This is a genomic window from Selenomonas sp. AE3005, assembly GCF_000686945.1.
GTDB lineage: Bacteria > Bacillota > Negativicutes > Selenomonadales > Selenomonadaceae > Selenomonas_A.
Genome location: NZ_JMME01000018.1, coordinates 1 through 26,295, shown reverse-complemented (window position 1 = coordinate 26,295; position 26,295 = coordinate 1). Strand labels below are relative to the sequence as shown.

At 51.5% G+C, this 26,295-nt stretch carries 24 protein-coding genes, 1 tRNA gene and 1 riboswitch; of the genes, 1 reads left to right on the top strand and 24 read right to left on the bottom strand.

The window, feature by feature from the left end:
- Nucleotides 1–6 precede the first annotated feature (6 nt).
- The 23 genes from glmS to rpsB form a co-directional block, all read right to left on the bottom strand.
- Nucleotides 7–1,836 carry a glutamine--fructose-6-phosphate transaminase (isomerizing) gene (glmS, locus tag DL94_RS0110815; RefSeq protein ID WP_028130169.1) on the bottom strand — a complete coding sequence of 610 codons (1,830 nt, stop codon included), beginning with the start codon at nucleotides 1,834–1,836 and terminating at the stop codon, nucleotides 7–9.
- A gap of 357 nt (nucleotides 1,837–2,193) precedes the next feature.
- Nucleotides 2,194–2,278, bottom strand: a tRNA-Leu gene (locus tag DL94_RS0110805).
- A gap of 45 nt (nucleotides 2,279–2,323) precedes the next feature.
- Entirely contained in the window at nucleotides 2,324–3,874 is a 1,551-nt protein-coding gene (locus DL94_RS0110800) for an ABC transporter substrate-binding protein (RefSeq protein WP_028130168.1), read from the bottom strand.
- Between the two features lie 33 nt (nucleotides 3,875–3,907).
- The gene (locus tag DL94_RS0110795) at nucleotides 3,908–4,666 is read right to left on the bottom strand and encodes an ABC transporter ATP-binding protein (RefSeq protein WP_028130167.1); all 759 of its coding nucleotides are present in this window, start codon (nucleotides 4,664–4,666) and stop codon (nucleotides 3,908–3,910) included.
- Nucleotides 4,635–5,456, bottom strand: a complete 822-nt coding sequence (locus DL94_RS0110790; protein WP_028130166.1) for an ABC transporter ATP-binding protein — start codon at nucleotides 5,454–5,456, stop codon at nucleotides 4,635–4,637. The genes DL94_RS0110795 and DL94_RS0110790 overlap by 32 nt, the downstream gene beginning before the upstream one ends.
- A gap of 2 nt (nucleotides 5,457–5,458) precedes the next feature.
- Nucleotides 5,459–6,316, bottom strand: coding sequence for a nickel transporter permease (nikC, locus tag DL94_RS0110785; protein WP_028130165.1), 858 nt, complete (start codon nucleotides 6,314–6,316; stop codon nucleotides 5,459–5,461).
- Nucleotides 6,313–7,293, bottom strand: a complete 981-nt coding sequence (locus tag DL94_RS0110780) for an ABC transporter permease (protein ID WP_231464666.1) — start codon at nucleotides 7,291–7,293, stop codon at nucleotides 6,313–6,315. The genes nikC and DL94_RS0110780 overlap by 4 nt, the downstream gene beginning before the upstream one ends.
- A gap of 85 nt (nucleotides 7,294–7,378) precedes the next feature.
- Nucleotides 7,379–7,942 (bottom strand): peptide-methionine (S)-S-oxide reductase, encoded by a 564-nt coding sequence (locus DL94_RS0110775; RefSeq protein ID WP_028130163.1) that lies wholly within the window; start codon nucleotides 7,940–7,942, stop codon nucleotides 7,379–7,381.
- 4 nt (nucleotides 7,943–7,946) lie between these two features.
- On the bottom strand, nucleotides 7,947–9,140 hold the full coding sequence (gene meaB / locus DL94_RS0110770) for a methylmalonyl Co-A mutase-associated GTPase MeaB (protein WP_028130162.1): 1,194 nt from the start codon (nucleotides 9,138–9,140) through the stop codon (nucleotides 7,947–7,949).
- Between the two features lie 50 nt (nucleotides 9,141–9,190).
- Nucleotides 9,191–11,389 (bottom strand): methylmalonyl-CoA mutase, encoded by a 2,199-nt coding sequence (scpA, locus tag DL94_RS0110765; protein ID WP_037371778.1) that lies wholly within the window; start codon nucleotides 11,387–11,389, stop codon nucleotides 9,191–9,193.
- A complete protein-coding gene (locus DL94_RS0110760; RefSeq protein WP_028130160.1) occupies nucleotides 11,389–13,569 on the bottom strand; it encodes a methylmalonyl-CoA mutase family protein in 2,181 nt (726 codons plus the stop codon). The genes scpA and DL94_RS0110760 overlap by 1 nt, the downstream gene beginning before the upstream one ends.
- Before the next feature lie 152 nt (nucleotides 13,570–13,721).
- A riboswitch (cobalamin riboswitch) is annotated at nucleotides 13,722–13,906 on the bottom strand.
- A gap of 773 nt (nucleotides 13,907–14,679) precedes the next feature.
- Nucleotides 14,680–16,401, bottom strand: a complete 1,722-nt coding sequence (locus tag DL94_RS0110755; RefSeq protein ID WP_028130159.1) for a proline--tRNA ligase — start codon at nucleotides 16,399–16,401, stop codon at nucleotides 14,680–14,682.
- Nucleotides 16,388–17,470 carry a flavodoxin-dependent (E)-4-hydroxy-3-methylbut-2-enyl-diphosphate synthase gene (ispG, locus tag DL94_RS0110750; RefSeq protein WP_028130158.1) on the bottom strand — a complete coding sequence of 361 codons (1,083 nt, stop codon included), beginning with the start codon at nucleotides 17,468–17,470 and terminating at the stop codon, nucleotides 16,388–16,390. The genes DL94_RS0110755 and ispG overlap by 14 nt, the downstream gene beginning before the upstream one ends.
- Nucleotides 17,471–17,475: 5 nt before the next feature.
- Nucleotides 17,476–18,513 carry an RIP metalloprotease RseP gene (gene rseP / locus DL94_RS0110745; RefSeq protein ID WP_028130157.1) on the bottom strand — a complete coding sequence of 346 codons (1,038 nt, stop codon included), beginning with the start codon at nucleotides 18,511–18,513 and terminating at the stop codon, nucleotides 17,476–17,478.
- Between the two features lie 15 nt (nucleotides 18,514–18,528).
- Complete coding sequence (locus DL94_RS0110740) at nucleotides 18,529–19,680, bottom strand: 1-deoxy-D-xylulose-5-phosphate reductoisomerase (protein ID WP_028130156.1); 1,152 nt, start codon at nucleotides 19,678–19,680, stop codon at nucleotides 18,529–18,531.
- A 12-nt stretch (nucleotides 19,681–19,692) separates the two neighbouring features.
- Nucleotides 19,693–20,520, bottom strand: coding sequence for a phosphatidate cytidylyltransferase (locus tag DL94_RS0110735; protein ID WP_028130155.1), 828 nt, complete (start codon nucleotides 20,518–20,520; stop codon nucleotides 19,693–19,695).
- A 15-nt stretch (nucleotides 20,521–20,535) separates the two neighbouring features.
- Complete coding sequence (locus DL94_RS0110730) at nucleotides 20,536–21,351, bottom strand: isoprenyl transferase (RefSeq protein ID WP_028130154.1); 816 nt, start codon at nucleotides 21,349–21,351, stop codon at nucleotides 20,536–20,538.
- A gap of 90 nt (nucleotides 21,352–21,441) precedes the next feature.
- A complete protein-coding gene (locus DL94_RS0110725) occupies nucleotides 21,442–21,612 on the bottom strand; it encodes a DUF362 domain-containing protein (protein WP_014423751.1) in 171 nt (56 codons plus the stop codon).
- A gap of 4 nt (nucleotides 21,613–21,616) precedes the next feature.
- Nucleotides 21,617–21,826, bottom strand: a complete 210-nt coding sequence (locus DL94_RS0110720) for a hypothetical protein (RefSeq protein ID WP_028130153.1) — start codon at nucleotides 21,824–21,826, stop codon at nucleotides 21,617–21,619.
- Nucleotides 21,826–22,383, bottom strand: a complete 558-nt coding sequence (frr, locus tag DL94_RS0110715) for a ribosome recycling factor (RefSeq protein WP_028130152.1) — start codon at nucleotides 22,381–22,383, stop codon at nucleotides 21,826–21,828. The genes DL94_RS0110720 and frr overlap by 1 nt, the downstream gene beginning before the upstream one ends.
- Nucleotides 22,383–23,132 carry a UMP kinase gene (pyrH, locus tag DL94_RS0110710; RefSeq protein WP_051586422.1) on the bottom strand — a complete coding sequence of 250 codons (750 nt, stop codon included), beginning with the start codon at nucleotides 23,130–23,132 and terminating at the stop codon, nucleotides 22,383–22,385. Before pyrH ends, frr begins: the two co-directional genes overlap by 1 nt.
- Nucleotides 23,133–23,233: 101 nt before the next feature.
- Nucleotides 23,234–24,100 (bottom strand): translation elongation factor Ts, encoded by an 867-nt coding sequence (gene tsf, locus DL94_RS0110705; RefSeq protein WP_028130150.1) that lies wholly within the window; start codon nucleotides 24,098–24,100, stop codon nucleotides 23,234–23,236.
- 89 nt (nucleotides 24,101–24,189) lie between these two features.
- A complete protein-coding gene (rpsB, locus tag DL94_RS0110700; protein ID WP_028130149.1) occupies nucleotides 24,190–24,906 on the bottom strand; it encodes a 30S ribosomal protein S2 in 717 nt (238 codons plus the stop codon).
- 310 nt (nucleotides 24,907–25,216) lie between these two features.
- Between rpsB and DL94_RS0110695 the strand changes: the two genes are divergently transcribed.
- Nucleotides 25,217–25,975, top strand: a complete 759-nt coding sequence (locus DL94_RS0110695; RefSeq protein WP_051586421.1) for a class I SAM-dependent methyltransferase — start codon at nucleotides 25,217–25,219, stop codon at nucleotides 25,973–25,975.
- An 87-nt stretch (nucleotides 25,976–26,062) separates the two neighbouring features.
- On the opposite strand, the gene DL94_RS0110690 is transcribed toward DL94_RS0110695, so the two are convergent.
- Nucleotides 26,063–26,295 (bottom strand): IS3 family transposase (locus DL94_RS0110690; RefSeq protein ID WP_028130147.1); only part of this gene is annotated, 233 nt, incomplete at its 5' end.

Here is a 26,295-nt window from a genome sequence, read left to right as displayed (position 1 = left end):
AAAATCTTATTCAACTGTAACGGATTTAGCCAGGTTACGCGGTTTATCCACATCGCAGCCACGGGTGATAGCGGCATAATATGCCAGGAGCTGCAGGGGAACAACGGTCAGAATCGGAATAACCAGTTCGTCCGTTTCGGGAACCTTCATCACATGGTCAACATATTTCTCCAGTTCCTCGTCGCCTTCGGTAGCGATACCGATAACCACAGCGTCACGAGCCTTGACTTCCTTGATGTTCGAAAGCGTCTTTTCGTAAACGCTCTTCTGCGTAGCCAGAGCGATAACAGGAACGCCTTCCACAATCAGGGCCAGCGTGCCGTGTTTGAGTTCGCCGGCTGCATAAGCCTCAGCATGGATATAGGAAATTTCCTTAAGTTTCAGGGAACCTTCCAATGCTACATGATAGTCCAAGCCACGGCCAATGTAGAATACATCGTCATTGAAACCATAGCGCTTAGCAAAGGTCTTCAGCGGTTCCACATCGGAAAGCGTTTCGCTGATCTGTGCCGGAATCTTCTGCAGCTGAGCAATGAGTTCAGCTACACGTTCCGGAGCAACCGTCTTCTTGATTTCGGCCATGTACAGAGCCAGCATGAAGAACAGCACAATCTGCGTCGTGTAAGCCTTCGTGGAGGCCACAGCGATTTCCGGACCAGCCCAGGTGTAGAGCACCTGGTCAGCCTCACGGGCGATGGAAGAACCAACCACGTTGGTGATGGCCAAAGTCTTGGCACCCAGACGCTTGGATTCCTTCATAGCAGCCAGCGTATCACTGGTTTCACCGGACTGGGAAACAGCGATGAACAGCGTGTTTTCATCCACAATCGGCTCACGATAGCGGAATTCAGACGCCACGTCTACTTCAACGACCGTACGGGCCAGTTTTTCGATATAGTATTTACCCACCATGCCGGCATGATAAGCCGTGCCGCAGGCTACGATATAAATCTTGTTAAAGGAGTTCAGATAGTCAGCGTCCCATTTCAGCTCGTCCATCACAATGGTCTTGCCGTCTTTAGCGATACGCTGGCTCATGGTGTCACGGACAGCCTTCGGCTGTTCATGAATTTCCTTGAGCATGAAGTGCTCATAACCGCCCTTTTCGGCAGCCTCAGCGTTCCAGTTAACCTCGAAAATCTTCTTGGTCACGGGCTCACCCTGACGATTGGAAATCTTGATGCTGTCCTTCGTGATAACAGCCAATTCACCATCGTTCAGAATGTAAGTACGGCGGGTGCGCTGAATAATAGCCGGAATATCAGAGGCGATGAAGTTTTCGCCTTCGCCTACACCGATAACCAGCGGGTTATCCTGCTTAGTGGCAATCAGCGTACCAGGATGCTTGCTGCTCATGAATACGAGCGAGTAAGAACCTTCCACGCGGCGCAGAACTTCACGGACAGATGCCACAAAATCACCATTGTAGACTTCTTCGATTAAATGGGCTACTACTTCCGTATCCGTTTCCGACTTGAAGGAATGACCATTTTCGATGAGTTCTTCCTTCAGCGTCAGATAGTTTTCGATAATGCCGTTGTGTACCACCACGAAATCCCCGGAGCAATCCGTATGGGGATGGGAGTTGACATCAGACGGACGGCCATGCGTTGCCCAACGGGTATGACCGATACCCATCGTGCCCTTGAGCTCATGGCTTTTCAGCTTGTCACGGAGTGCGGCGAGACGCCCTACACTCTTTTCCACGCCGATTTTAGCTCCGTCAAAGACAGCGATACCAGCGGAGTCATAACCACGATACTCCAGCTTAGCCAGACCTTCAACCAGAAAACCTGCTGCCTCTTTGTCACCGACATAACCTACGATACCACACATAATAGTACCTCCTATTAAATTGTACTATCCTGCTGCGCTCTCCCCTGACTTGTCTCCCACCTCACAATGGGACTTTCATCAGGTTCTATCGGCTGAGCTAACCGGAAGGCATCCGCTGACGTTTCGACAACCTTCTCCTCGTCTTCTTGCAAGCATTCGCTCCGCTTGCAAGAACTTGCGCTAGAACTTACGTCCTTTTAGTACACCAGAACAACAGGATTATTCTCTCTGGATTTCTTCTTACTTTGTGCCTTTCTTAACAAGCACTCGTACATTGTAACCGATGGAAGGCAATAAGTCAATACACGAAAATATACAAAAAAGCGATAGCCCGAAAGCTATCGCTCTATCTTCATTTGGTGCGGATGAAGGGGGTCGAACCCATACGCCTTGCGGCACTGGATCCTAAATCCAGCGCGTCTGCCAGTTCCGCCACATCCGCGAAAACACCAATTAGTATATCAATGCAGCGCTATTTTGTCAAGATTCACTCCACGTCCAAATCAGCTGTCACCTGGTAATAGTCACAGGCATGGGAGGTGTAGTTCTTGACATTGGCCTTGGAAATCATGCTCATTTTGAGGAAGGAACAGAATACAAAGGCGTGGTCATCAAGAACAGTCTGCTGCATGGCCAGCGCCAGTTCGGCACGTTTGGCCGGGTCAAATTCACGGCTCAGCTGCGTTTCCAGCGCGTCAAGTTTGGCACTATGATATTTGCCCTGATTCTTGGTAGCTGTGCCAACAGCGAATACCGTGAACCAGTATTCGGGGTCACCGGTAGGTGCCTGCACATTGGCCATGGCGTAAACATCCCAGGCCTTGGCGTCTTTCACCACCTGATTGTTGTCAGCCGTATTGTTGACCTCTACCTGCATACCGATATCTTTCAGCGTCGCCTGCGCAGATTCTGCCAACAGCGGCAATTCCTGACGGCTGGGGTAAGTCAGCCATTTAATAACGAGCTTTTTGCCGTTCTTTTCGCGGATGCCATCGCCGTCCGTATCCACCCAGCCCGCAGCCTGCAGTACCTGTTTTGCTCCCTCGGGGTCAAACTTTTCCGCCTTCACCTTGTCACCGCCAAAGGCCGGTCCGGCCGGGAACACACCATTAGCCGTAAAGCCATTGCCATCGAGCAGTTTGGCAACAAAGTTTTCCTTGTCAATCCCCATGGCAATAGCCTGACGTACAGCCGGGTCAGCACAGGGCGAATCCGGGTCAAAATTCATCTTGCCAAAGAAACAACGGGAAGTGGAAATCTGCGAAATATTGTATTTGTCATTTCTAAAGAGCGGATAGCTTTCGTAAGCCATGCCATAGGCGGCCTGCACCTCACCAGACTGCAGGGCATTGGAAAGCGTATTGCCATCAGTTATGGTCCGGATTGTGATTTTATCAAGTTTTGGCATGCCGCCCCAATACTTGTCGTTTTTCTTCAGTGTCAGATGGTCGTCCGTTTTCATATCTACGGCAATGTAAGGGCCAGTGCCGGCCACAATCCCCTTGTCAAATCCGGCCTCCACATCGATTATGCAGCCATATGGGTCACCTAAGTAATTGAGCAGGGCCGGTTTCGGCTCTTTGGTTTTGATGATAAGCTCCTGCCCATTAGCCTCCATGGAGTCAATCTTTAAATCCTGCGCCGCCCGTTTATTATTCTCCACCAAATGCGTAAAGCATTGCTTTACAGCGGCAGCATCGAGCTTGCGGCCGCTGGAGAAGGTCACATCATCACGCAGGGTAAACTTCCAGGTAAGTTCGTCCACATTCTCCCATTTGACAGCCAGCCAGGGCTGAATCTCCATATTGTCGGAGTATTTTATGAGCGTCTCACCTATGCCGTAACGGATACAGGCCCAACCGGCATAAGCGTTATGCGGATTTACGTCCGGCTCTTCATTGGAGCTGTTAAAGGTGGTATCCCCGATAGTGAGTACCTTCCCCCCTGTGCCGGCGCCTTTATCACTGCCGCAACCTGCCAGCACGCCCATACTCAGGCATAAGCCCAGTCCTAAAGCCAGTAGTTTTTTCCATTTCATCTGTAAAAATCTCCTTCCTGCTGCTATAAATCATCACAAGACACTGTCGAGCAGCGTCCTGGTATAAGCCTGACGCGGATTGTTAATCACTTCCTCTGCCGTACCTGCCTCTACGACTCGGCCAGCCTGCATGACCAGCACCCTGTCGCAAAAATCCTGTACGAGCGCTATATCATGACAGATAAAAAGATACGCCATTTGCCGTTCCTGCTGCAGGCGGTTCAGTAATGAAATTATCTCCGCCTGTACAGTCACATCCAGCGCTGAAGTTGCCTCATCGAGGATGAGCAGCTGCGGTTCAATGGCTAAGGCCCGCGCAATCGCCGCCCGTTGACACTGGCCGCCGCTGACCTCATGCGGATAACGCCGGGCAAACTCTTCTCCCAGCTCGCACATGGCCAACAGTTTTTGGGTTATCGCTGTGGCCTGTGCCCTGCTCCGTCCATGGTTGATAAGGCTTTCACTGATACCGTCCCCCAAGGTACATCTGGGGTCAAAACTGTCCACAGGATTTTGAAACACCATCTGCATTTTCGCATAGGCCTTTTTTAATTGTGCCCCGCCGGCCCGTGTTATATCCTCACCAGCCAGGATTATCTTTCCCTCTGTCGCATCTGTCAGCCGGGCAATCAGACGTGCTACCGTTGTTTTGCCGCTGCCGCTTTCCCCGATAATAGCCAGTTTCTCGCCTGGTTGCAGGGAAAAACTCACATCATCGACCGCCACAATATCCGGCCTGTCTTTTTGCGGAAAAACTTTTTTAAGATGCGCAACTTGCAACAGCTTGTCCATATCCTGCTGCTGACCTCCTCAGTTTTGGCACGGCTGCCAAAAGTTTCTGTGTATAAGCCGACTGCGGATTTGCCAATATATCCTTAGCCGGGCCGTATTCCTGCATTTTTCCCTGATGTAATACCAGCATCGTATCGGCCATAGCCCTGATAACACCGATATTATGCGTGACCAAAATAATGGCCGTGCCAAAGAGCTCACGCGCCAGCAGCATTTCCTCAATGACCTGCTTTTGCACCGTCACATCCAGCGCCGATGTCGGTTCATCAGCCAGCAGGATTTTAGGCTTTAACAGCATGGCCGCAGCTACTCCCACACGCTGCTGCATACCGCCGGACAGTTCAAAAGGATAGCTCTGCCAAATACGCTTTGGTTCCGTGAAACCAAATTTAGTAAACATTTCACAGGTTTCCTGCTCCACGAGCCGGGCGTTATCATATCCATGTGCCGCCATCATTTCCTTTATCTGTGTGCCCACTGTACGAATGGGGCAAAAACTGTTGCCGGCCTGCTGAAAAATCATGCCGATTTCCGCGCCACTGATTTTCTGCCTTTCCCGTTCGTTGATATCCGGCAGGTCCAGGCCGCGATAGTAAATGTCGCCCCGTGTCACCAGGCCGTCACGTCCCAGCATGCCCAGTGCTGCTTTCAGCAGTGTTGACTTGCCGCTGCCGCTTTCCCCCACAATGCCCAGGATTTCGCCGGCCTGCAGGGTAAAACTTATATCATTAACAACCAGCTGCCCGTTGTAACTTATATCCACATGCTCATAACGAATTATATCTGTCATTTCTATCTCCTATTTTTCGGGTCAAGATAATCCCTGACCGTATCACCCAGCAGATTAAAAATCATTACAGAAATAAAGATAGCAAAACCGGGTGCCAGCGTTACCCACGGCTGTGTGGGCAGCAGGTTTCTCGTGTCGCTCATCATGCTCCCCCACTCAGGAACTGGTGGCTTGGCCCCCAGCCCTAAAAACGACAGGCCGGCCAGTTCCATCATCATCGTGCCGATATCCAGCATAGCCGTGACCAAAATGGGGCCGGCAATATTCGGAATAACATGTTTACGTATCAGTTTAAAGTTGCTGCTGCCGGCCATGCGCGCCGCCTGCATATAAACTGCTGCCTGCTGGGCCAATGTCTGGCTGCGGGCTAATCTGGCATACTTGGGCCAGCTGATGGCCGCCAAGGCAAAGATGGCATTGTGGACACCGCCCCCCAGTACCGCTGCCACAGCCAGCGCAAAGACGAGTCCCGGGAAGGCCAAAAACATATCAGACAAACGCATCAGCACCGTATCCAGCCATTTCCCTGTCCAGGCACAGATAATGCCCACCAGGCTGCCGAAAATGGTAATAAAACTCACCAGCAGCAAGGTCGCATAGATACTTGTTTTACTGCCGGCAATCACCCGGGACAGCATATCACGGCCATAACGGTCAGTCCCCAGCAGATGCTCTGCCGAGGGCGCCGCCTTGGTCATGCTCATATCCTGCACATAGGGGTCATAGGGGCATAGATAATCACTGAAAAATGCTGCCAATATCAGCAGCAATGCCAGACCGCCCCAAATATAAAGTTTCTTCTGTAAATGATTCTGCCGCACATTTTGCCGGCGCACCGTTGGTGCCATTGCCTGACTCATTTGGCACTCCCTCCCAGCCGGATACGCGGGTCAAAATAATGATAAAGTAAATCCGCCGTCAGATTGACAAAGACATAGATAATGGCCATCCACATGACGTAAGCCTGAATGAGGGGATAGTCACGCATATTTATGGCGTCTACTGCCAGCTTGCCGACACCATCCCACATAAAGATACTTTCGATAATCGCTGTGCCCCCCAGCAGGCTGCCGATGGATAACGCCAGCAAGGTCATAATGGTCAACATGGCCGCCTTCATGACATTCTTCCAAAGAATGACGTTTGCACTCACGCCCCGGGCTCTGGCCCCCTGCACGTACTCTTTGTTCAGTTCCTCCAGCACAGCGCTGCGCACCTGCCGCAGATACTTGGCTGACATGGCAATGGCCAGTGTCAGCGTCGGCATGATAGCACTTTCGATATCCGTACCGCTGGCTATAACCGGCAAAATCCCCAGTTGTATCCCCAGGAACTCCATGAGCAGCATCGCCACAAAAAAATTAGGCATGGCATTGCCTAAAAAGCTGCCAAAGCGCAGCAGTAAATCCACCAGCCGGTCATGACGCACCGCCGCTAAAATGCCGCAAGGCAGGGAGATAAGCACCGTGACAGCCACAGCTGAACCTGTCAGCAAAAGCGTGGCCGGCAGTTTGCGCATAAAGGCCGTAAGTACATCTTCCCCTGTCACATAACTTATGCCCATATTCCCCTGCAGCATGGCCCCCAGCCAGTTGAGATACTGCTGAAAAAAAGGCAGATTCAGCCCCAGCGCTGCTTTTCGTTCATCAATGATTTCCTGGGCGACCTCGACGCCCCGGTTGCTGTACATTTCCGTCACCGCGTCACTGCCGGCTAAATACATCAACAAAAACGACAAAAAAGTAATGCCAAACAAAATCGGTATCAACTGCAGAAATCGTCTTATCGCATAGTTCATGCCAGCCTGGCCTCCAATAGGTTTATGATTTTTTATCATACATGATTTTCCCCCTGCCCGTAAGCCCCGTGGGGGGATAAAAAAAGCAGGACCGTGAAAATCACTTCTCACAGTCCTGCTTACATTAAAATTTTACATAGGCTTGCAGCCTGGCAAAGTCTATAAAGGTTTCAGTTTGCGGATGCTTTGTCAGGTAATCCTGCTCGGCTGCCTCTGCCTCCTGAAAATTTTGCAAAGGCCCGGCAAGAGCACACATTTTCCGCGCCAGTTTCGGATTGCTGTTCGGGTCATTTACCGTAAGTCCTGCAGTCCCCACTACAGGCGGTTTGCCCCGATTGGCAATGAAGTTAAGATGCAGCTGCACCTGCGGTTCATCCTCAGGCGAAGTGTAGAACACCCCGGCCCTGTACATAGTCCCCCTGGCCTTCCCCTGACCATCAGGTACATAAGGATTAACAATCGCAAACAGCATATCCAGCAGCTTTGATATATCCACTTTCTTGGGATTGTACGTAACTTCTACGCCCATATAGGCTTTGACCTGTCCGCTGGCTACGCTGGCAAAATCTGCCGGCTTTTCCCCATTGATGTAGCCGGCACGCACCGCCGTAACTCCCGGCACATGGTCAAATACAGCCTGCAGTTCGTGAAAATCACCGCCGGAAAAGTATATTTTCTTGGTATACACCAGTTCACCCCTTTTCCTGTTCGGGATGGAAAATATCCACCTGCCGCCGGGCCGCACGTTCCACATCAAATAGTTTTACGAGCTCTGCTACTGCCTGCGTCGGGGAAATCGTACCATCAAGCACGGCCTCCCTTACCTCCGGCATACGGCCAGTAATCACAGGGTCCTCAAAGAACAGATTATGCAGGTGCTCATCTATCATGCTGTGCATCCAATCGAGCAGCTGGCTGTCACGGCGCTTATGCCAAACACCGCTCTTTTGTGTATTTTCCCGAAAGCCCTTAATGACTTCCCAAAGTTCTTTGAGTCCCGTTTTTTCGAGAGCTGAACACATATAGGCATGTGTCGGCCAGCCGGGAGTAGCCGGACGTATGTATTCGAGCATCCGCTCATACTGGCCCCGTGATACCTTGGCCTTCACCAGATTATCCCCATCAGCCTTGTTGACCACGATAGCGTCAGCCAGTTCCATAATCCCCTTTTTGATTCCCTGCAGTTCATCCCCGGCACCAGTGAGCACCACGAGCAGGAAAAAGTCCACCATCGAGCGCACGGTAGTTTCAGACTGCCCCACGCCTACGGTCTCAATGATAATGACGTCATACCCTGCCGCCTCACACATCAGCATGGTTTCCCGGCTTTTACGGGCAACGCCCCCCAGTGTTCCGCCGGCCGGCGAGGGGCGGATAAAAGCCTCGCGCCGCCGCGACAGGGTCCCCATCCTGGTCTTATCCCCCAGTATAGAGCCCTTGGTAACGGAACTTGTCGGGTCAACGGTCAGCACCGCAACCTTGTGACCGGCATCGCAGAGCATATTGCCAAAAGCCTCAATCATAGTGCTTTTGCCGGCTCCCGGTACACCGGTAATGCCAATGCGCAGGGCCTTGCCTGTATGCGGCAGCAACCGCTGCAGTACCCGTTGGGCCTTGGCAAAATGCCGCGGACTGTTGCTTTCAATCAGGGTAATCGCCCGGGAAAGCGTCATTCTGTCCCCGTTCAGTACCCCGCCCACATAGTCATCCTCAGACATAATCAGACGCCGTTTGGGTTTCATCTTCCCACTGGTCAGCGCAGGATTGATATTGCCGACGGTGGTATCCTTGATGCCTTCGATGCCGCCCATGACCGAGCAGGCAAATTTTTCATTCGGTTCCTCTGGCACCCAGCTGGGCTTTGATGTACTATATTTTTTCTCCATCATTGCCTCCTTCAAAAAGCCCTCCCTCAAAATCAGGGAGGGCTCGTCTGTTATTCTTCGGCCAGTTCCTCCTTAGCCCGGTCAATAAGCAGTGTCAGGAGCTTAATGCCGGCCTCCGGGATATTGGTACCCGGTGCAAAAATAGCTACCGCGCCATGCTCGTAAAGATTGTCGTAATCCTGGACAGGAATTACGCCGCCAATGCAGACCATGATATCCTCACGGCCCAGCTTTTTGAGTTCGTCGACCAGCTGCGGCAGAAGGGTGTTATGCCCGGCAGCCAGCGAGCTGAATCCGACCATGTGCACATCGTTGTCCACCGCATCCTGCGCCGTTTCTTCCGGCGTCTGGAACAGCGGGCCCACATCGACGTCCCAGCCCATGTCCGCAAAGGACGAGGCGATAACCTTCTGACCACGGTCATGACCATCCTGTCCCATCTTGGCGACAAAGATACGCGGACGACGGCCCGTGAGTTCTTCGAACTCGTCTGCCATGGAACGCGCTTTCTCGAGTTCCGTCTTGTCGGTGAACTCGGAGGAATACACGCCGGAAATGGTATGGATTACCGCCTGATAGCGGCCCGAAACCTTTTCCACGGCATCGGAGATTTCGCCCAGGGACGCACGGACACGGGCGGCCTCCACTGCACATTCCAGCAGGTTGCCGTTGTCACGGCTGTCGGCAGCTTTGGTAATCGCCTCCAGAGCCCGGCGCACATCGTCCTCATTGCGTTCACGCCGCAGTTTTTCGAGGCGTTCCACCTGCGCATTGCGTACGGCGGTATTGTCGATAGCCAGGATTTCCAGCGGGTCTTCCTTTTCCAGACGATACTTGTTCAGGCCGACAATGGTTTCGTTGCCGGAATCGATTTGTGCCTGACGACGGGCTGCAGCTTCCTCGATACGCATTTTGGGCAGGCCCGTGGAGATAGCCTTGGCCATACCGCCCAAAGCCTCGACTTCCTGAATATGCGCCCAGGCACGGCGGATGATTTCGTTGGTAAGCGCCTCCACATAGTAGGAACCACCCCAGGGGTCAATAATCTTGCAGACGCTGGTTTCGTCCTGAATGTAGAGCTGCGTATTACGCGCAATGCGCGCCGAGAAATCCGTTGGCAGAGCGATAGCCTCGTCGAGGGCATTGGTATGCAGGGACTGGGTATGACCGAGAGCTGCGCCCATGGCCTCCATTGCCGTACGCGAGATATTGTTGAACGGGTCCTGTGCCGTAAGCGACCAGCCGGACGTCTGGCTGTGCGTTCTGAGCGCCATGGATTTGGGGTCTTCGGCGCCAAAAGACTTGACGATTTTTGCCCAAAGTACACGGGCTGCCCGCATCTTGGCCACTTCCATAAAATAATTCTTGCCAATGGCCCAGAAGAAGGACAGACGCTTGGCAAAAGCATCGACCGGCAGGCCGGCCTTGATACCTGTACGGATATACTCCAGGCCATCAGCCAGCGTGTAGCCCAGTTCGATATCAGCCGGCGCTCCGGCCTCCTGCATATGGTAACCGGAAATCGAAATGCTGTTGAACTTCGGCATGTATTTTGTCGTGTACTCGAAAATATCACCGATAATACGCATGGACATTTCTGGCGGATAAATATAAGTGTTACGCACCATGAATTCCTTCAGAATATCATTCTGAATCGTGCCGGCCATGATTTTCTTGTCCACGCCCTGCTCAACACCGGACTGGATAAAGAACGCGAGAATCGGCAGTACCGCGCCGTTCATGGTCATGGATACGGACATCTGGTCAAGGGGAATACCCGAGAACAGGATATTCATATCAAGCATGGAGCAGACAGACACGCCGGCCTTACCTACGTCACCAACCACGCGTGGATTATCAGCGTCATAACCGCGGTGTGTCGGCAGGTCAAAGGCGATGGACAGGCCCTTCTGACCAGCAGCCAGATTGCGGCGGTAGAAAGCATTGGATTCCTCAGCCGTGGAGAAACCGGCATACTGGCGTACTGTCCAGGGACGGAACACATACATCGTGGAATACGGCCCACGCAGGCACGGCGGGATACCGCTGGCAAAATCCAGATGGTTCATGTGGTCGTATTCATCATGGTTATAGAGCGGCTTTACGGGAATATGCTCCATCGTACGGCGGGTAAGGCTGTCAAACTCAGCCCCGGCCTGTGCAGAAAAGAGTTTTTCCCACTCTTTGACATCTGCTCCCGTCGGTTCCCGCAGGCTCATTTGGGTAAAGTCAGGATTTTGGTAGCTCATTATGCAATCATCCCTTTCTTCTGCTGCAGGAGCTGCAGGATTTTATAGCAGTTGGCCTTGACGGAAATATATTCATCAATACCGGCCTCGTTATAGGTTTCCAGTAAATCCTTCGGTGCAGCACCGGCTAAGAACACCGTGGCCTCAGGCAATACCTCATGGAGTTTCGGTGCCAGCTGTGGCACAATCTCCGGATAAGTGGCATCCGTCGAGCAGATAACCACAGCATCTGCCCCGGATTCCTTGGCTGCCTGTGCGGCCTCTTCCACCGTGGAGAAGCCGTTATTGCCGAGCACCTCAAAAGCACCAACCTGTAAAAAGCCCGTGGTGAAATCAGCTCTGGCCTTATGCTGCGGAATCGGCCCCATATTGGCCAGGAAAATCTTCACATTATCATTATGCTTGGCCTTATAATCTTCCGTGGTCTTGCGCAGAGCCTCAAAGCGTTCACTCCAGCGATGCGGCTCGATAGCCGTAACAGTTTCGCTTTCGTCCCCCTGCAAAGCCCCGGCGATTTCTGCCGTAGTAGCGCCAGCCTGTGCCGCGTCAATAGCCAGACTTACCAGACAGCCCTCGCCAGCCTGCAAAGCCGCAAGTTTTTCCGTCTTAAAGGCCTCATCGATATCAGCCAGATAGGCTGTTACCTGTGCCGTACGCTGTTTCTTATTCTCGGCCATATCCTCAGGACGCTGGTCGAGCAGAGTTTCCGTCATATTCGGGTACATATTGTTGCCCACAATGCGGTCCTTACGGGTTTCCGAGGCCTTGAAACGGGCTGCGAGGACAGCCGCAATCTCGTTTTGCGGATAGCCTTCCTGCAGGGCTGCCAGCATGCCGCCCTTGCCCTCTATCGTCTGAAACTCAGCCCAGACTTTTTCCTTCATCTGCTTGGTGAGAGTTTCCACCGCCCAGGAACCGCCTGCCGGGTCAATCGGCTGTAAAAGGCCAAATTCTTCCTGCAGGATAATCTGCACGTTACGTGCAATACGGCGCGAGAATTCATCGCCCTTGCGGATAGGTTCGTCAAACGGCGAGCTTTCAAAGGAATCTACACCGCCCACAACACCGGAGAAAATCTCCGTGGTATTGCGGAGCATATTTACATACGGGTCATAAACCGTCTTAAAGAACAGGGCCGGACGTGCATGGATATGCATACGCTGCGCCTCTTTGCTGCCGCCGAAAGCCTCCACAATCTGTGCCCACAGCGGACGCAGGGCACGCAGTTTGGCAATCTGCAGGAAGAAGTTCGCCCCCATGGAGAACCCAAACATAATCTGCCCGGCTGCCTCGTCTATCGTCAGACCGCGTTCGAGCAAAGCACGCAGGTAAGCCACAGCCGTAGCCAGCGTATAGGCCGATTCCTGCACATCATTAGCCCCGCCCCGGCTGTAAACGTCACTGCGCACAAAGACAGTTTTGAGTCCCGGTGCATTTTTCACTGCCCACTTGGCACACTTAGCCATATCACAATACAGGCTGGCTGTATCCTTGCTGTTTTTGCCATTGGCTGTGAGTTCTCCCAACGGGTCAGCACCGACAACACCACGGATTTTCGTCATGTCCTGTCCGGAGGCCTTAAGCGTCCCGGCAAACAGGGACAACATGGGCAAAGCCGATTCCCCGGCATAGATATACACGGGATATTTATCAAGTTTTAAACCAGCCAGCAAAGTGTGCATGTCGTCCAAGGTCGTCACTGACACACCTTCATCACCGGGAGCAGCAGCCTCACGCACATCCTGCGCCTTCAAGCTCGCACTGTCCAGTTTGATATTATAAATGGTCGAACCTTTTTCCTGCTCATGGCGTAAGAGCTCATTATTTTCCTCGGGCAAGGTTTCATCGCAGGCCTGGGCAATCCCCCAAGGCTTGCCGACATAACCGCTCGGCTGGGCCCCACGCAGGTAATCGCCCATTCCCGGGAAGGAATTCTTCGGCAGAATATCCTCCGTATCCTTGCGAAAATACATGGGGTCGAAGGTGATACCCTCATAGGTTTTGGTATACATCTTCTTGTCAAAGGGCGCCCCTTTGAGCAGGGTGATACAGGCCTCTTTCCATTCCTCATAAGTAGGCGGAGTAAACTCGTCTAAAGGTACATCTGGAAAGTCCGTCTGCTGCTCGGCCTTTTTTAAAATGGCCTGCAGGTCCAGCTCACCGCCGGTTTCATTACTCATAGCACAGCCTCCTCTTGTTTTGCAGTATCACAAGCACTAAAAAAAGGCAATCCATCTGCGAAATACAGATAGATTGCCCTCTATTGCGCCAATATACCACGCTTAGATTCAATCCCCTACCCATCGCTCGCAGGCACGACACCCCAAGGTATCACGGTGATGCTAGAACAGGCAGTTCTCCTGGCTCGGTTTCATCATCCTGCAGCGCCTTCCCAAGGTACGCATTTCTACCCCAGTGACATATTGTGCAGGACTCCCCCTTACAGTGGCGGGACCGCTCCGGCTTATACCGGATTCCCTATTAAGTCCTATGGACACCTATTCCCAAATATATTAAAACCTAATGATAATATTAGTGTAGTTTATCTTTTTTGTCAAGTCCAGGCTTACATCACAACCTATTCATACATATGAATTGCAGTTTGACAGATAACGAGTTCTTAAACGTATCCCGTTCATACGTGGCTGGGGTTCACGGGGTAGTGATTTTTCTGCCTCCGCTAAACGACACACCTCGCTAAATAGCACTGCCCAGTTACCTGCGCCGGGCAGGCCAACGGCGCTCCTTTCAGCGTAATTTTTTAGCTGCGTACTACAGTGTGCCGGCCTTCGCTGCGCTCAGGCAGTCGCTCCCCGCATAAAAATCACTACCCCGTTCGCCCCCCAGCAACGACCTTTACAATTGTCACGAACCCGTTGCTCCCGTTACAAGAACATCAATGTACTTGTTCCCTGTCACTGCGAAAGAATCATTTTACACGAACGTCGCTTAGGGCGGAGGTGGTGATGCTTTTCGCAGTGGAACGACTGTCCGAACGCAGTGAGGACTGGCCCACAAACAATAGTCACTGGACACCATGATGAATAATCGCGCCGCTGGCCTGCCCGGCGCAAGGCCGCTAAAAATGCCAGTCGTTTGCTGGTGGGACATTTAGTGAAACAGCGAAAAGTATTACCACCTCCACCCGACTGAGCTGTAACAAACAAAATAAAGCAGACACTAACAGTCAAACTGCAATAAAAAACCTCCCGTTGACGCTTAATCATTCGTCAACGGGAGTTTCTGTTTATCAGCAGACTGCTTAATAGTCCCTTATGGATTTATGAAACTTAGAGGTTCGCAAGCAATTCTTTAACCTTATCCAGGTATTCTTCACGGCTGACCGTAAACATTTCGCCTGTCTTACGAACCTTGATTTCAATCTGATTTTCTTCCACAGCCTTAGGCCCTACCACTACACGCAAGGGATAACCGATAAGGTCGCAGTCCTTGAACTTGACACCGGCACGTTCCTTACGGTCATCGAGCAGGGTGTCAAAACCAGCAGCCTTACATTCCTTATAGATTTCCTCAGAATATGCCAGCTGGTCGTCTTTCTTGGCATTTACAGCTACAACTACCACCTCGAACGGGGCGATAGCGCGCGGCCAGATAATGCCGTTTTCATCGTTGTTCTGCTCGATAGCGGCAGCCATAGTACGGCCTACGCCGATACCGTAGCAGCCCATGTAAAGCGGCTGCTGCTTGCCGGATTCATCGAGGAACATCGCGCCCATAGCCTGGCTGTATTTCGTCCCCAGCGTAAATACCTGACCAGCCTCGATACCGCGCGTCATCTTCATCTCTGCTCCACAATGCGGGCAGGCGTCGCCTTCCTTGACCATGCGCAGGTCAGTTACGATAATGCCTTCAGCACTGAAGTCACGCTTGGGGTTCACATTCTTGTAATGCGCGTCCACTTCGTTGGCACCAGCCACGGCATTGTGCATATTCATAACCGTCGGGTCAACAAGTACAATCACATCTTCACTGGGCTGAATGCCGATAGCACTCATAAAGCCCGGATAACCGCCGGCCTGCTTAATTGTTTCTTCTTCAGCCATCGTCAGTTCCAAAGCGCCTTCTACCTGATTGATAACCTTGACCTCATTCACATCATGGTCACCACGAACGAAAGCCAGCACCAGTTTGCCATTGTCGCTGCTGTAAGCTACGGCCTTAATGGTCTTTTCGATGGGCACGTTCAGGAATTCAACGAGACCTTCTATCGTGTTGGTGCCCGGCGTAGCCACTTTTTCGAGCGGCAGTTCTGCCTCATCAGCTCCAACAATCGGTGAAAGGGCTGCCTTTTCATCACTGGCCGCATAGTCACACTTGGTGCAGTACGCGATATTGGACTCACCAGCCTCAGCCAGCACTGTGAACTCATGGGAATGGCCGCCGCCGATGGCGCCGTTATCAGCCTCTACCGGACGGAATTCCAGGCCCATGCGGTTGTAGATATTCGTATAAGCATCGTACATCTTCTGATAGGAAACGTTCATGCCTTCTACGTCCTTATCAAAGGAGTACAAATCCTTCATGATAAATTCACGGCTGCGCATCAGACCAAAACGCGGACGGCGCTCATCACGGAACTTGTCCTGAATCTGATAGAGCATCAGGGGCAGCTGCTTGTAGGAGCTGACTTCGTCGCGTACCAAATCCGTAATCATTTCTTCATGCGTCGGACCAAGGCAGAAATTACGGCCATGACGGTCTTTAATACGCATCATTTCATCGCCATAAGCCGCCCAGCGGCCGCTTTCTTCCCAAAGCTCGGACGGCTGCAGAATCGGCATGCCGATTTCCTGACCACCGGCAGCGTCCATTTCCTCGCGGATAATTTCCTCAATCTTGCGGATTACGCGCCAGCCCAGGGGCAGATAAGTGTACATACCGCCGGCAACTTTGCGGATCATTCCGGCACGGTACATCAGCTGATGGCTGGCAATTTCGGCCTCTGCCGGCGTATTGCGCAGCGTTGGTGCATATAAATTACTTGCTCGCATTGTTCTTTCGTTCCTCCAATATGGCATCTATTTCTTTAAAGAGTTCTTCCACTAATTTATCTTCCGGCACTTTGCGGATGATTTCTCCCTTGCGGAAAATCAGGCCTTCACCATTGCCGCCGGCAATGCCCACATCGGCACCACGGGCCTCACCCGGGCCATTTACCACACAGCCCATTACCGCCACGTCAATGGGGTCTTTAATGCCGGCCAGTTTCTTTTCCACCTGTTCAGCAATAGCCGGCAGGTCGATACTGGTACGGCCGCAGGTCGGACAGGCCACAAGAGTCGGGCCGTATTCTTTCAGCCCTAAGGACTTTAAGATTTCATTGGCTACCTTGACTTCCACCACCGGGTCGCCCGTCAGCGAAATACGGAAGGTATCGCCAATGCCTTCGGACAGCAGGGCACCAATGCCCACAGCAGATTTGATAATCCCTGTGTTCACTGTCCCGGCCTCCGTAATACCCAGGTGCAGCGGATAATCCACCGTCTTGCTCATCAAGCGGTAAGCCGCCAACGTCAACGGCACATCATGGGCTTTTAAGGAGATTTTGAGGTCATGGAAATCCAGGTCCTCCAAAATCTTCACATGCTGCATGGCCGATTCCACCAAGGCCTCCGGCGTCACAGCACCATACTTGGCCAGAATCTTCTTATCCAGCGAACCGGCATTCACGCCAATACGAATGGGAATATGGGCCTCTTTTGCCGCCTTGACCACTGCCCTGACCTTTTCTTCCCCACCGATGTTGCCGGGATTCAGACGCAGGGCTGAAATGCCCTGCTCTATGGCCTCGAGCGCCAGCTTGTAATCAAAATGAATATCGGCTACCAGTGGAATACTGATTTCCTTGATGATATTGCCGAGGTTCTTGGCCGCCTCCATATCGGGCACTGCCACTCTGACAATATCACAGCCGGCATTCTGCAGCGCTTTTATCTGCGCAACGGTTGCCACTGTATCTGTCGTTTTAGTATTGCACATGGACTGAACAGATATAGGTGCACCGCCGCCGATAGCCACCTTGCCAATATGTATTTGCCGCGTTTGCTTGCGTTCAAACATTTATCTTAGCCTCCCGTAAAGACACGCACAATGTCATTTTTCGTAGCCAGCACCATCAGCAGGATGAGCAATACAATCCCAAACTTCTGGGTGTATTCCAGTGCCTTGGGGCTCATGGGCTTGCCGCGTACGGCCTCCACACACAGTGTCACAAAGTGGCCGCCATCAAGTGCCGGAATCGGGAACAAATTTACAATACCCAGATTCAGGCTCAGGAAAGCAGCAAAGTTTAACAAGGGAACAAAACCCATCTGCGCCACTTGCCCAGCCATCTGCGCCACACCAATCGGTCCGGCCAATTCTGCCCCGGAAAGTTTCATAATGATTTGCACCAACGCATCCAGCATCATGGCGATAATCATTCCGGTCTTTTGTAAAGACAGGCTGACAGCCTCAAATACACCAGGATAACGGGTATCCACAGAACTCATAACACCCACCATTGCCCTTTTGGCCTGCGAATCATAGGCCGGAGTCATCGTGGCAGTTATTTTTTCCCCGTCACGCTCAGCCACTACCGTGACTGCTGTACCTTCGTTATCCTTGATATTATCCACAAATTCTGTCCATGTGGAAATTTCCTTGCCGTCCAGACTGATAATGCGGTCGCCAGCCTTAAGGCCTGCCTGGTCGGCAGCCTTGCCGGCAATTACCGTACCAAAAACCGGCTCGGTATTCGGTGTGCTGACACCAGCCACTAAATAAATCCCAAAGAAAATAACCACCGGCAGGATAAAATTCATAATAGAACCGGCCAGGATAACAATCATGCGCGACAGCACCGGCTTTTCACAATAGCCGCGGCTGCCGGCCTCATTGGTGCTGGGGTCCATACCGGCAATATCATTAAAACCACCCAGGGGCACAGCGCGTAATGAATACACGGTTTCACCATAAGTAAAGCTAAGCAGTTTAGGTCCAAAGCCAATGGCAAATTCATCTACCCGCATGCCTGTCAGCTTGGCGGTTATAAAATGTCCTAATTCGTGTACCAGCACCAACAGCCCAAAGACAAAAACGGCTGCGGCAATAGTTAGTACCATAGTGTCACCGTCCCCTTATTTCTTCTGTAAAAGTCCCCGGGCAAACTCACGTGCCCAGGCGTCCTCAGCGAAGAGTTCCTCCAGCGTCGGCTCGACAATGCACTCGCGCTTAAGCATGGTTTCTTCGATGATATCGTAAATATCCAGGAATTTGATTTCGTCCTTCAGGAAGGCGCCGACAGCCACTTCATTGGCAGCGTTAAAGACGCAGGGCATACTGCCGCCCATAGCACCAGCCTCATAGGCAAACTTCAGCCCTTTGAACGTTTCCGTATCCGGCTGGCTGAAAGTCAAATCCTTCATCTGCCAGAAGTCCAGTCGGTCAAAGGAGGACTGTACCCTGTCAGGATAAGTCAGCGCATACTGAATAGGCAGTTTCATATCGGTAGAACCTAATTGCGCAATCACTGCCCCATCACGGAACTGCACCATGGAATGCACAATACTCTGCGGATGTACCACTACCTGAATCTGGTCATAACTGACATCATAGAGCCACTTGGCCTCAATGACTTCCAGCCCCTTGTTGACCAGGCTGGCAGAGTCCACAGTAATCTTCTGCCCCATGTTCCAGGTGGGATGTGCCAATACCTGTTCTTTTGTTGCGCCCACGAGGTCTGCCCGCTGCTTGCCACGGAAGGGGCCACCGGAACAGGTCAACAGGAGCTTTTCGATGGACTCCATCTTCTCGCCCTGCAGGCACTGGAAAAAAGCACAGTGTTCACTATCGACGGGAAGAATCTTGACGCCCTGTTCCTTGGCCCGGCGGGTAACAATTTCCCCGGCTACGACCAGAGTTTCCTTATTGGCCAGCGCGATGTTCTTTTTCGCGTCCAACGCCTTCATAGTCGGTTCCAGACCGGCAAAGCCCATCATGGAAGTAACCACTGTATCCACGCCGTCAAAGGCAGCGGCGTCAATAAAAGCCTGACGGCCGCCAGCCAGCTGTGTTTTGCCGCTGTAACGGCTCTTTAAGCGCAGGTAAGCGGCCTCATCAGCCAGTACAGCCAGTTCCGGCTCAAACTCACGAATCTGCTGTTCAAATAATTCATCACGGGAATTAGCGGCCAACACACTGATATGAAAAAGCTCCGGGTTGCGGCGCACCACTTCAAGCGTCTGCGTGCCAATGGAGCCGGTGGAGCCTAATACTGCTATATTTTTCATCTGCTGCACTCCTTATTTGCCCAACAAGTTCACAAACTGCACAAAGAAATAGACCAGCGGTGCCGTAAAGAGCACACTGTCAAATCTATCCCATACACCACCATGACCGGGGATAATGTTGCCGGAATCCTTGATGCCGACATAGCGCTTAGCCACCGATTCCACCAAATCACCTAAGGTGGCCAAAACAGCGATTAAAAGCCCCAATACAGCCATCTCCTGCAGGGGCAGCTGGAGATAATAACCCAAACCTGCTACTGCCGCTGTCGTCCCCACCAGAGAACCCATAAAGCCCTCTACTGTTTTGTTGGGACTGATAGACGGGCAAAGTTTATGCCTGCCGATAGCCGTCCCCGTAAAATAGGCAAAGGTATCACTGGCCCAGGTGCCAATGAACATAATCCAAACAAAGGCACAGCCAAAGGTAAAGCTGCCAATATCCGTATTAAACACAGTTTCCGGCATCATACCGCGCAGCTGCAACAGGCAGACAAAAGGGAAACCGATATAGATAAGACCGGCACCGGAGGCCAGGGCCTCCATAATATTCGTAGTGCTGCGCATAAGCACACTTTCCAGCAAGGTAATCAGCACTGTCAGCGGCCAGGCCAAAGCCAGATATTCCGGCCGCTGCCAGGCAGCGTACCAGGTAAGTCCCAGGACCACAAGTCCCGTAAACAATGCCAGCCCCATGCCCCGTTCAGAAAAGGCTCTGGCGTATTCAAACCAGGCCAGCAGCATCAGCAAAAGTGTAAAGCCGGCAAAAACCACGCCCCCTGTCTGTATCACAAAGGCTGCCGCGGCTATGCCAATAATTCCCGTTATAATTCTAACTAACAAAAAGCAACGCTCCCACTATTTCTTATTATCATTGAGTCCCCCAAACCGACGGTCGCGGCTGGCAAAATCTTTCATTGCCGCCACAAAACACTCCGGCGAAAATTCCGGCCAGTTCACATCGGTAAAATAAAACTCTGCATAAGCAGCCTGCCACAACAGGAAATTTGACAAGCGCATATCACCACTGGTACGGATAACGAGGTCAACCGGCAGATTGCCTGCCGTATCCAGACTGTTGTCAAACATAGCCTCGTCAATATCCGCAGGATTTAATTCGCCGTTGGCAGCTTTGCCAGCCAGACTCTGCACGGCCCGTATTATCTCGTCCTGGCCGCCGTAATTAGCCGCCACGTTGAACTTAACACCGGTGTTGTCCTTCATCAGTTCTTCCGCGTCATGCATTTGCTGCTGGAGTGATTTCGGCAGCCCCTCCAGCCTGCCCAGAAAATGAATCTGCACATTATCCTCATGCATTTCCTGTACTTCTTTATGCAGGTACTCAGAAAACAGATTCATCAAAAAGCTGACTTCCGTTTCCGGACGTTTCCAGTTTTCTGTGGAAAAAGCATACACAGTCAAAGCGTCGAGTTTCAAACCTATGGCCGTCTTAAGAATATTCTTCAGCGTCTTGACACCGGCAGTGTGCCCAGCAGTTCTAAGCATCCCCTGCCCCTTAGCCCAGCGGCCGTTACCGTCCATGATCACTGCTACGTGCCGTGGGAGCTTGTCCCAATCCAAACCGGCAAACAGCGGTGAATCGTGCTGGGGAATAGCAAAATCATCGCCACCAGCTAAGGTAGAGACAGCTTTTCCCAATATCTTTTTTAACATATGTTAATCCCTCGCTAGGAAATTTTTCTATACATAACACAAAACAAGCCCCTCTGCCAAAACGCACCAGAGGGGCCTGCCTTTTTCGCGTCAGGGAGCCTCGATAGCCGATACCGGGCAGCCAGCAGCGCAAGCGCCGCACTCTACGCACTTATCCGGGTCGATTTCATAACGCTCTGCACCCTCGCTGATTGCCTCTACCGGACAAGTAGCAGCGCAGGAACCGCAAGAAATGCAATCCTCACCAATTTTATATGCCATTGTGTTACACCTCCTTTGCAGGAACTTGTTTAGCCGCCAGGGTAACGAGAAGTTTTCCCTCTGACTCACGCTGGCGGATAACATACATTCTGTTAGTGTCCACAGGGAAAAAATCACGCGTGGACCTGGTAATTTCAGTCACATAGGCAACCTGTGCCTCCTGCAGGAGTTTTTCTCCTTCTTCCCAAGGCAGGGCGACGATATCCGGTATCATCAGACTTCCATTACTTCCTTTTCCTTGGCTGCACGCGTAGTATCTACAACTTTCACGTACTTATCAGCCAGTTTCTGCACGGATTCCTGAGCTTTCTTGGATTCGTCCTCAGTGATTTCCTTGGCTTTTTCCAGTTTCTTCACCGCATCGTTGCCATCACGGCGGATATTACGGATAGCAACTTTAGCCTCTTCAGCTTTCTTGTTTACGGTCTTAACCAGTTCCTGACGGCGTTCCTGCGTCAAGGCCGGAATGGCCAGACGAATAGCCGTACCATCAGAGTTCGGAGACAGTCCCAGGTCAGACTTCATGATAGCCACTTCAATTTCATGCAGCATGGTCTTTTCATAGGGCTGAATCATAATCATGCGCGGCTCCGGCACTGCCACCTTGGCAATCTGGTTTACCGGCGTCGGCGTGCCATAGTAGTCAACCGTAACCTTGTCGAGCAGGGACGGCGTAGCACGGCCTGCACGCAGGGAGGCGAATTCACGCTTCAGTGCTTCGATAGATTTCTGCATACGTTCTTCATGTGTGGATAGGATTTCTTTTACCATTATTTATTACCTCCTACCGTGGTACCAATCTCTTCACCCAGAGCGGCCCGTACGATGTTTTCATGGTCATCAATGTTAAATACAACCAAAGGAATCTTATTATCCATGCAAAGGCTGGTAGCCGTGGTATCCATGACCTGCAAGCCCTTGCTGATGATTTCCAGGTAAGTGAGTTCGTCAAATTTCTTGGCGTTGGGGTTCTTGTTCGGGTCAGAATCATAAATACCGTCCGTCCCCTTCTTGGCCATCAGAATTACATCAGCCTCGATTTCGGCAGCGCGCAGAGCTGCCGTCGTATCCGTCGAGAAATACGGATTACCGGTACCAGCACCAAAGATAACCACGCGTCCTTTTTCCATATGACGAATGGCTTTGCGGCGGATATAGAGTTCAGCGACCTGACGCATTTCGATAGCCGTCTGCACACGCGTATCCACGTCCATCTTTTCCAAAGCGTCCTGCAGTGCCAAAGCGTTCATCACCGTAGCCATCATGCCCATATAATCAGCCTGCGCACGGTCCATGCCCTTGGCAGAACCGGCAAGTCCGCGCCAGATATTGCCGCCGCCCACAACAACAGCCACATCTACGCCATGCTCACGAATGGTCTTAATCTGCTTGGCGATATCTTCCACGATAGGGGGATTTATCCCAAAGCCCTGTTCACCTGCCAGGGACTCACCCGAAAGCTTCAAGACAACACGTTTATATTTCGCTGTTTCCAAAACTATTACCCTCCATTCAGGCATCACTGTACCTGCTTCTTACTCACACTTAGTATATTATACATGAAAACAGCGGATAACACAAAAGTTTTGTGCTATCCGCTGGAAAGTTTTATATTTCTTTATTACTTCAGCTGTGCAGCAACTTCAGCAGCGAAGTCGTCCTGCTTCTTTTCGATGCCTTCGCCCAGCTGGAAACGGGTGAATTCGGTAACTTTTACATCGCCGAGTACATCTTTGATGGTCTTTTCGGAATCCTTAACGAAAATCTGTTCGTTGAGGCAGACTTCCTTGTAGAACTTGTTGATACGGCCTTCAACCATGCGTTCGATGATGTTAGCCGGCTTGCCTTCTTCTTCAGCCTGCTTGCGGAGAACTTCCTTCTCATGTTCCAGAGCGGAGGCGTCAACGCCAGCGCGGTCAACAGCCATCGGAGCAGCTGCTGCAATCTGCATAGCTACGTCCTTGCCCAGCTGTTCGTCGCCACCAGTCAGGTTAACGAGAACGCCGATTTTGCCGCCCATGTGAATGTAGCTGGCGAGACGGCCTTCGGTTTCGTAGCAGGCGAAACGGCGCAGGGAAATCTTTTCGCCGATGGTAGCCGTAGCTTCGGTAATCAGCGTGGAAACCTTCTTGCCTTCGATTTCGCTGTCATTCAGAGCGTCGAGGTCAGCCGGTTTCGTAGCCACGATATGCTCAGCAACCTTAGCCAGCAGTTCTTTGAACTGGTCATTGCCAGCAGCAAAGTCGGTTTCGCAGTTGATTTCCACTACGCAGCCAGTCTTGCCATCAGCAGCAACGAAAGCACCTACAGCACCTTCAGCAGCTACGCGGCCAGCCTTCTTTTCAGCCTTAGCAATGCCCTTTTCACGGAGCCAGTCAACAGCCTTAGCAGCGTCGCCGTCAGTAGCCGTCAGAGCCTTCTTGCAGTCCATCATGCCTGCGCCAGTCTTTTCGCGCAGTTCTTTAACCATTGCAGCCGTAATTGCCATTTAAAATTTCCTCCCAAATATGCAAATAATAAAAGGGTAAGGGATAATAGTCCCTTACCCCATCATGTTTTACCTAGTCGAGTAACGAATTACTCAGCGGCAGCCTCTGCAGCGTCGCCGCCTTCACCCTGACGGCCTTCCATGATGGCATCAGCCATGCGGCCAGTCAGCAGTTTCACAGCGCGGATAGCGTCATCGTTGCCCGGGATTACGTAGTCAACTTCATCCGGATCGCAGTTCGTATCAACGATAGCCACGATAGGAATGTTGAGCTTGCGAGCCTCAGCAACAGCGATACGCTCTTTGCGCGGGTCTACTACGAACAGAGCGCCGGGGAGCTTGTTCATCTCTTTGATACCGCCGAGATACTTCTCCAGCTTTTCCATCTCATGACGGAGGCCCTGTACTTCTTTCTTCGTCAGTACTTCGAAAGTACCGTCAGCTTCCATAGCCTCGAGTTCCTTCAGGCGGTTAACGCGCTTCTGGATGGTCTGGAAGTTGGTCATCATGCCGCCGAGCCAGCGTTCGTTCACATAGAACATGTTAGCGCGGAGAGCTTCTTCTTTGATAGCTTCCTGAGCCTGCTTCTTCGTACCAACGAAGAGAACGCTCTTGCCTTCTTCAGCAACGCTGCGCAGGAAAGCATAAGCCTCATCAACCTTCTTAACGGTCTTCTGCAGGTCGATGATGTAGATACCGTTACGCTCCGTAAAGATGTATTTAGCCATCTTCGGGTTCCAACGGCGGGTCTGGTGTCCGAAATGAACACCTGCTTCAAGTAACTGTTTCATGGAAATAACTGCCATGTTGGTGCACCTCCTGTTTTTTTCTTCTGGGCTCCTCATCTTCTGCACCACCTCCATACCCGAGGCACAGGGCAGATATCGGAAACCCATGCTTTTTCTTACACCGCGAAAAATTATAGCATAACCACGACGGTTGCACAATAGGTAAACGAAAATTTTTTTATATCTGCCGGCAATTTTTGACCGCTATAGCCGCTATATAAATATTGTTGTGTATTGCAGCTTTTTTATCCCCCCTGGGGGCTTAAAAATCTCCTTCATTGGCGGTAAACTAACTTTAGATATAATCGTTTTTAAGGAGTACATATATATGAACACCAAGCCACTCGCGCCCTTACATGGGTACCGTCCCAATCCGCAGCTGAATAAACAAATTGAATCCTATTGGGATATGCGCAGTGCTGACTTCAGCAAATTACGGCTCAAGGAGCTGACCGGCCCCTGCGGCCCGGCCTGGAGTACCTTGCTGGCTGGCAAGCTATGGACTGATAAGCCTTTAAAAATCCTTGATATCGGCACTGGAGCCGGATTCTTTGCCATTCTGCTCAGCCAGCAGGGACATGAAGTAACCGGTATTGACATGTCAGGCGATATGCTGCATCAGGCCAAGCAAAATGTTATGGCCGCCGGCTGTCATGCTGAATTTGCCAAGATGAACGCCCAGGAGCTGGACTTTGCGGACGCTGCCTTTGATGTGGTCATCAGCCGCAACCTCACCTGGACACTGCCTGATGTTATGCAGGCTTATCGCGAATGGTACCGCGTACTGAAAAAAGGCGGCAGGCTGCTGAATTTTGATTCCGATTACGGCCTGGTAACATTTTCCCGCAAAGACGAACAAAAAGATGTCCATGCCAACATCAAGGAAGAACTCGTCACTGAATGCAATGAAATCAAAGACGAGCTGCGTATCAGCACCCATCGCCGCCCGCAATGGGACGCCCAATTTCTTCAAGACTTAGGCATGCAGGTCACAATTGACGATGATATCGCCCCGCTGGTTCACGTTGACCCTGATATGCACTTCGATACACTGCCGCTTTTCGGCCTCAACGCCCAAAAACTTTAATATTACCCAAAACAGACTGCCTGAACTGTAGTGACCCCAAAAAGTTAGACCTAACCGTAGTAGCATTTGTTGCTGCTACGGTTTTTATTATGCTGCTGCATGCCGCAACCGATATTCCACTGGGCTTAGCCAGCCCAATCGTGCCTTGATCCTATGGTTGTTGTAGTAAGTGATGTATTTCTGTACGGCTTCCCTCAATTCTTCAAAGCTGTGGTATGTATGACCATAATATATTTCCTGCTTCATTATGCCAAAGAAATTTTCCATTACACTATTGTCCAGGCAAGTTCCTTTTCTCGACATGCTTTGATAAATCTTCT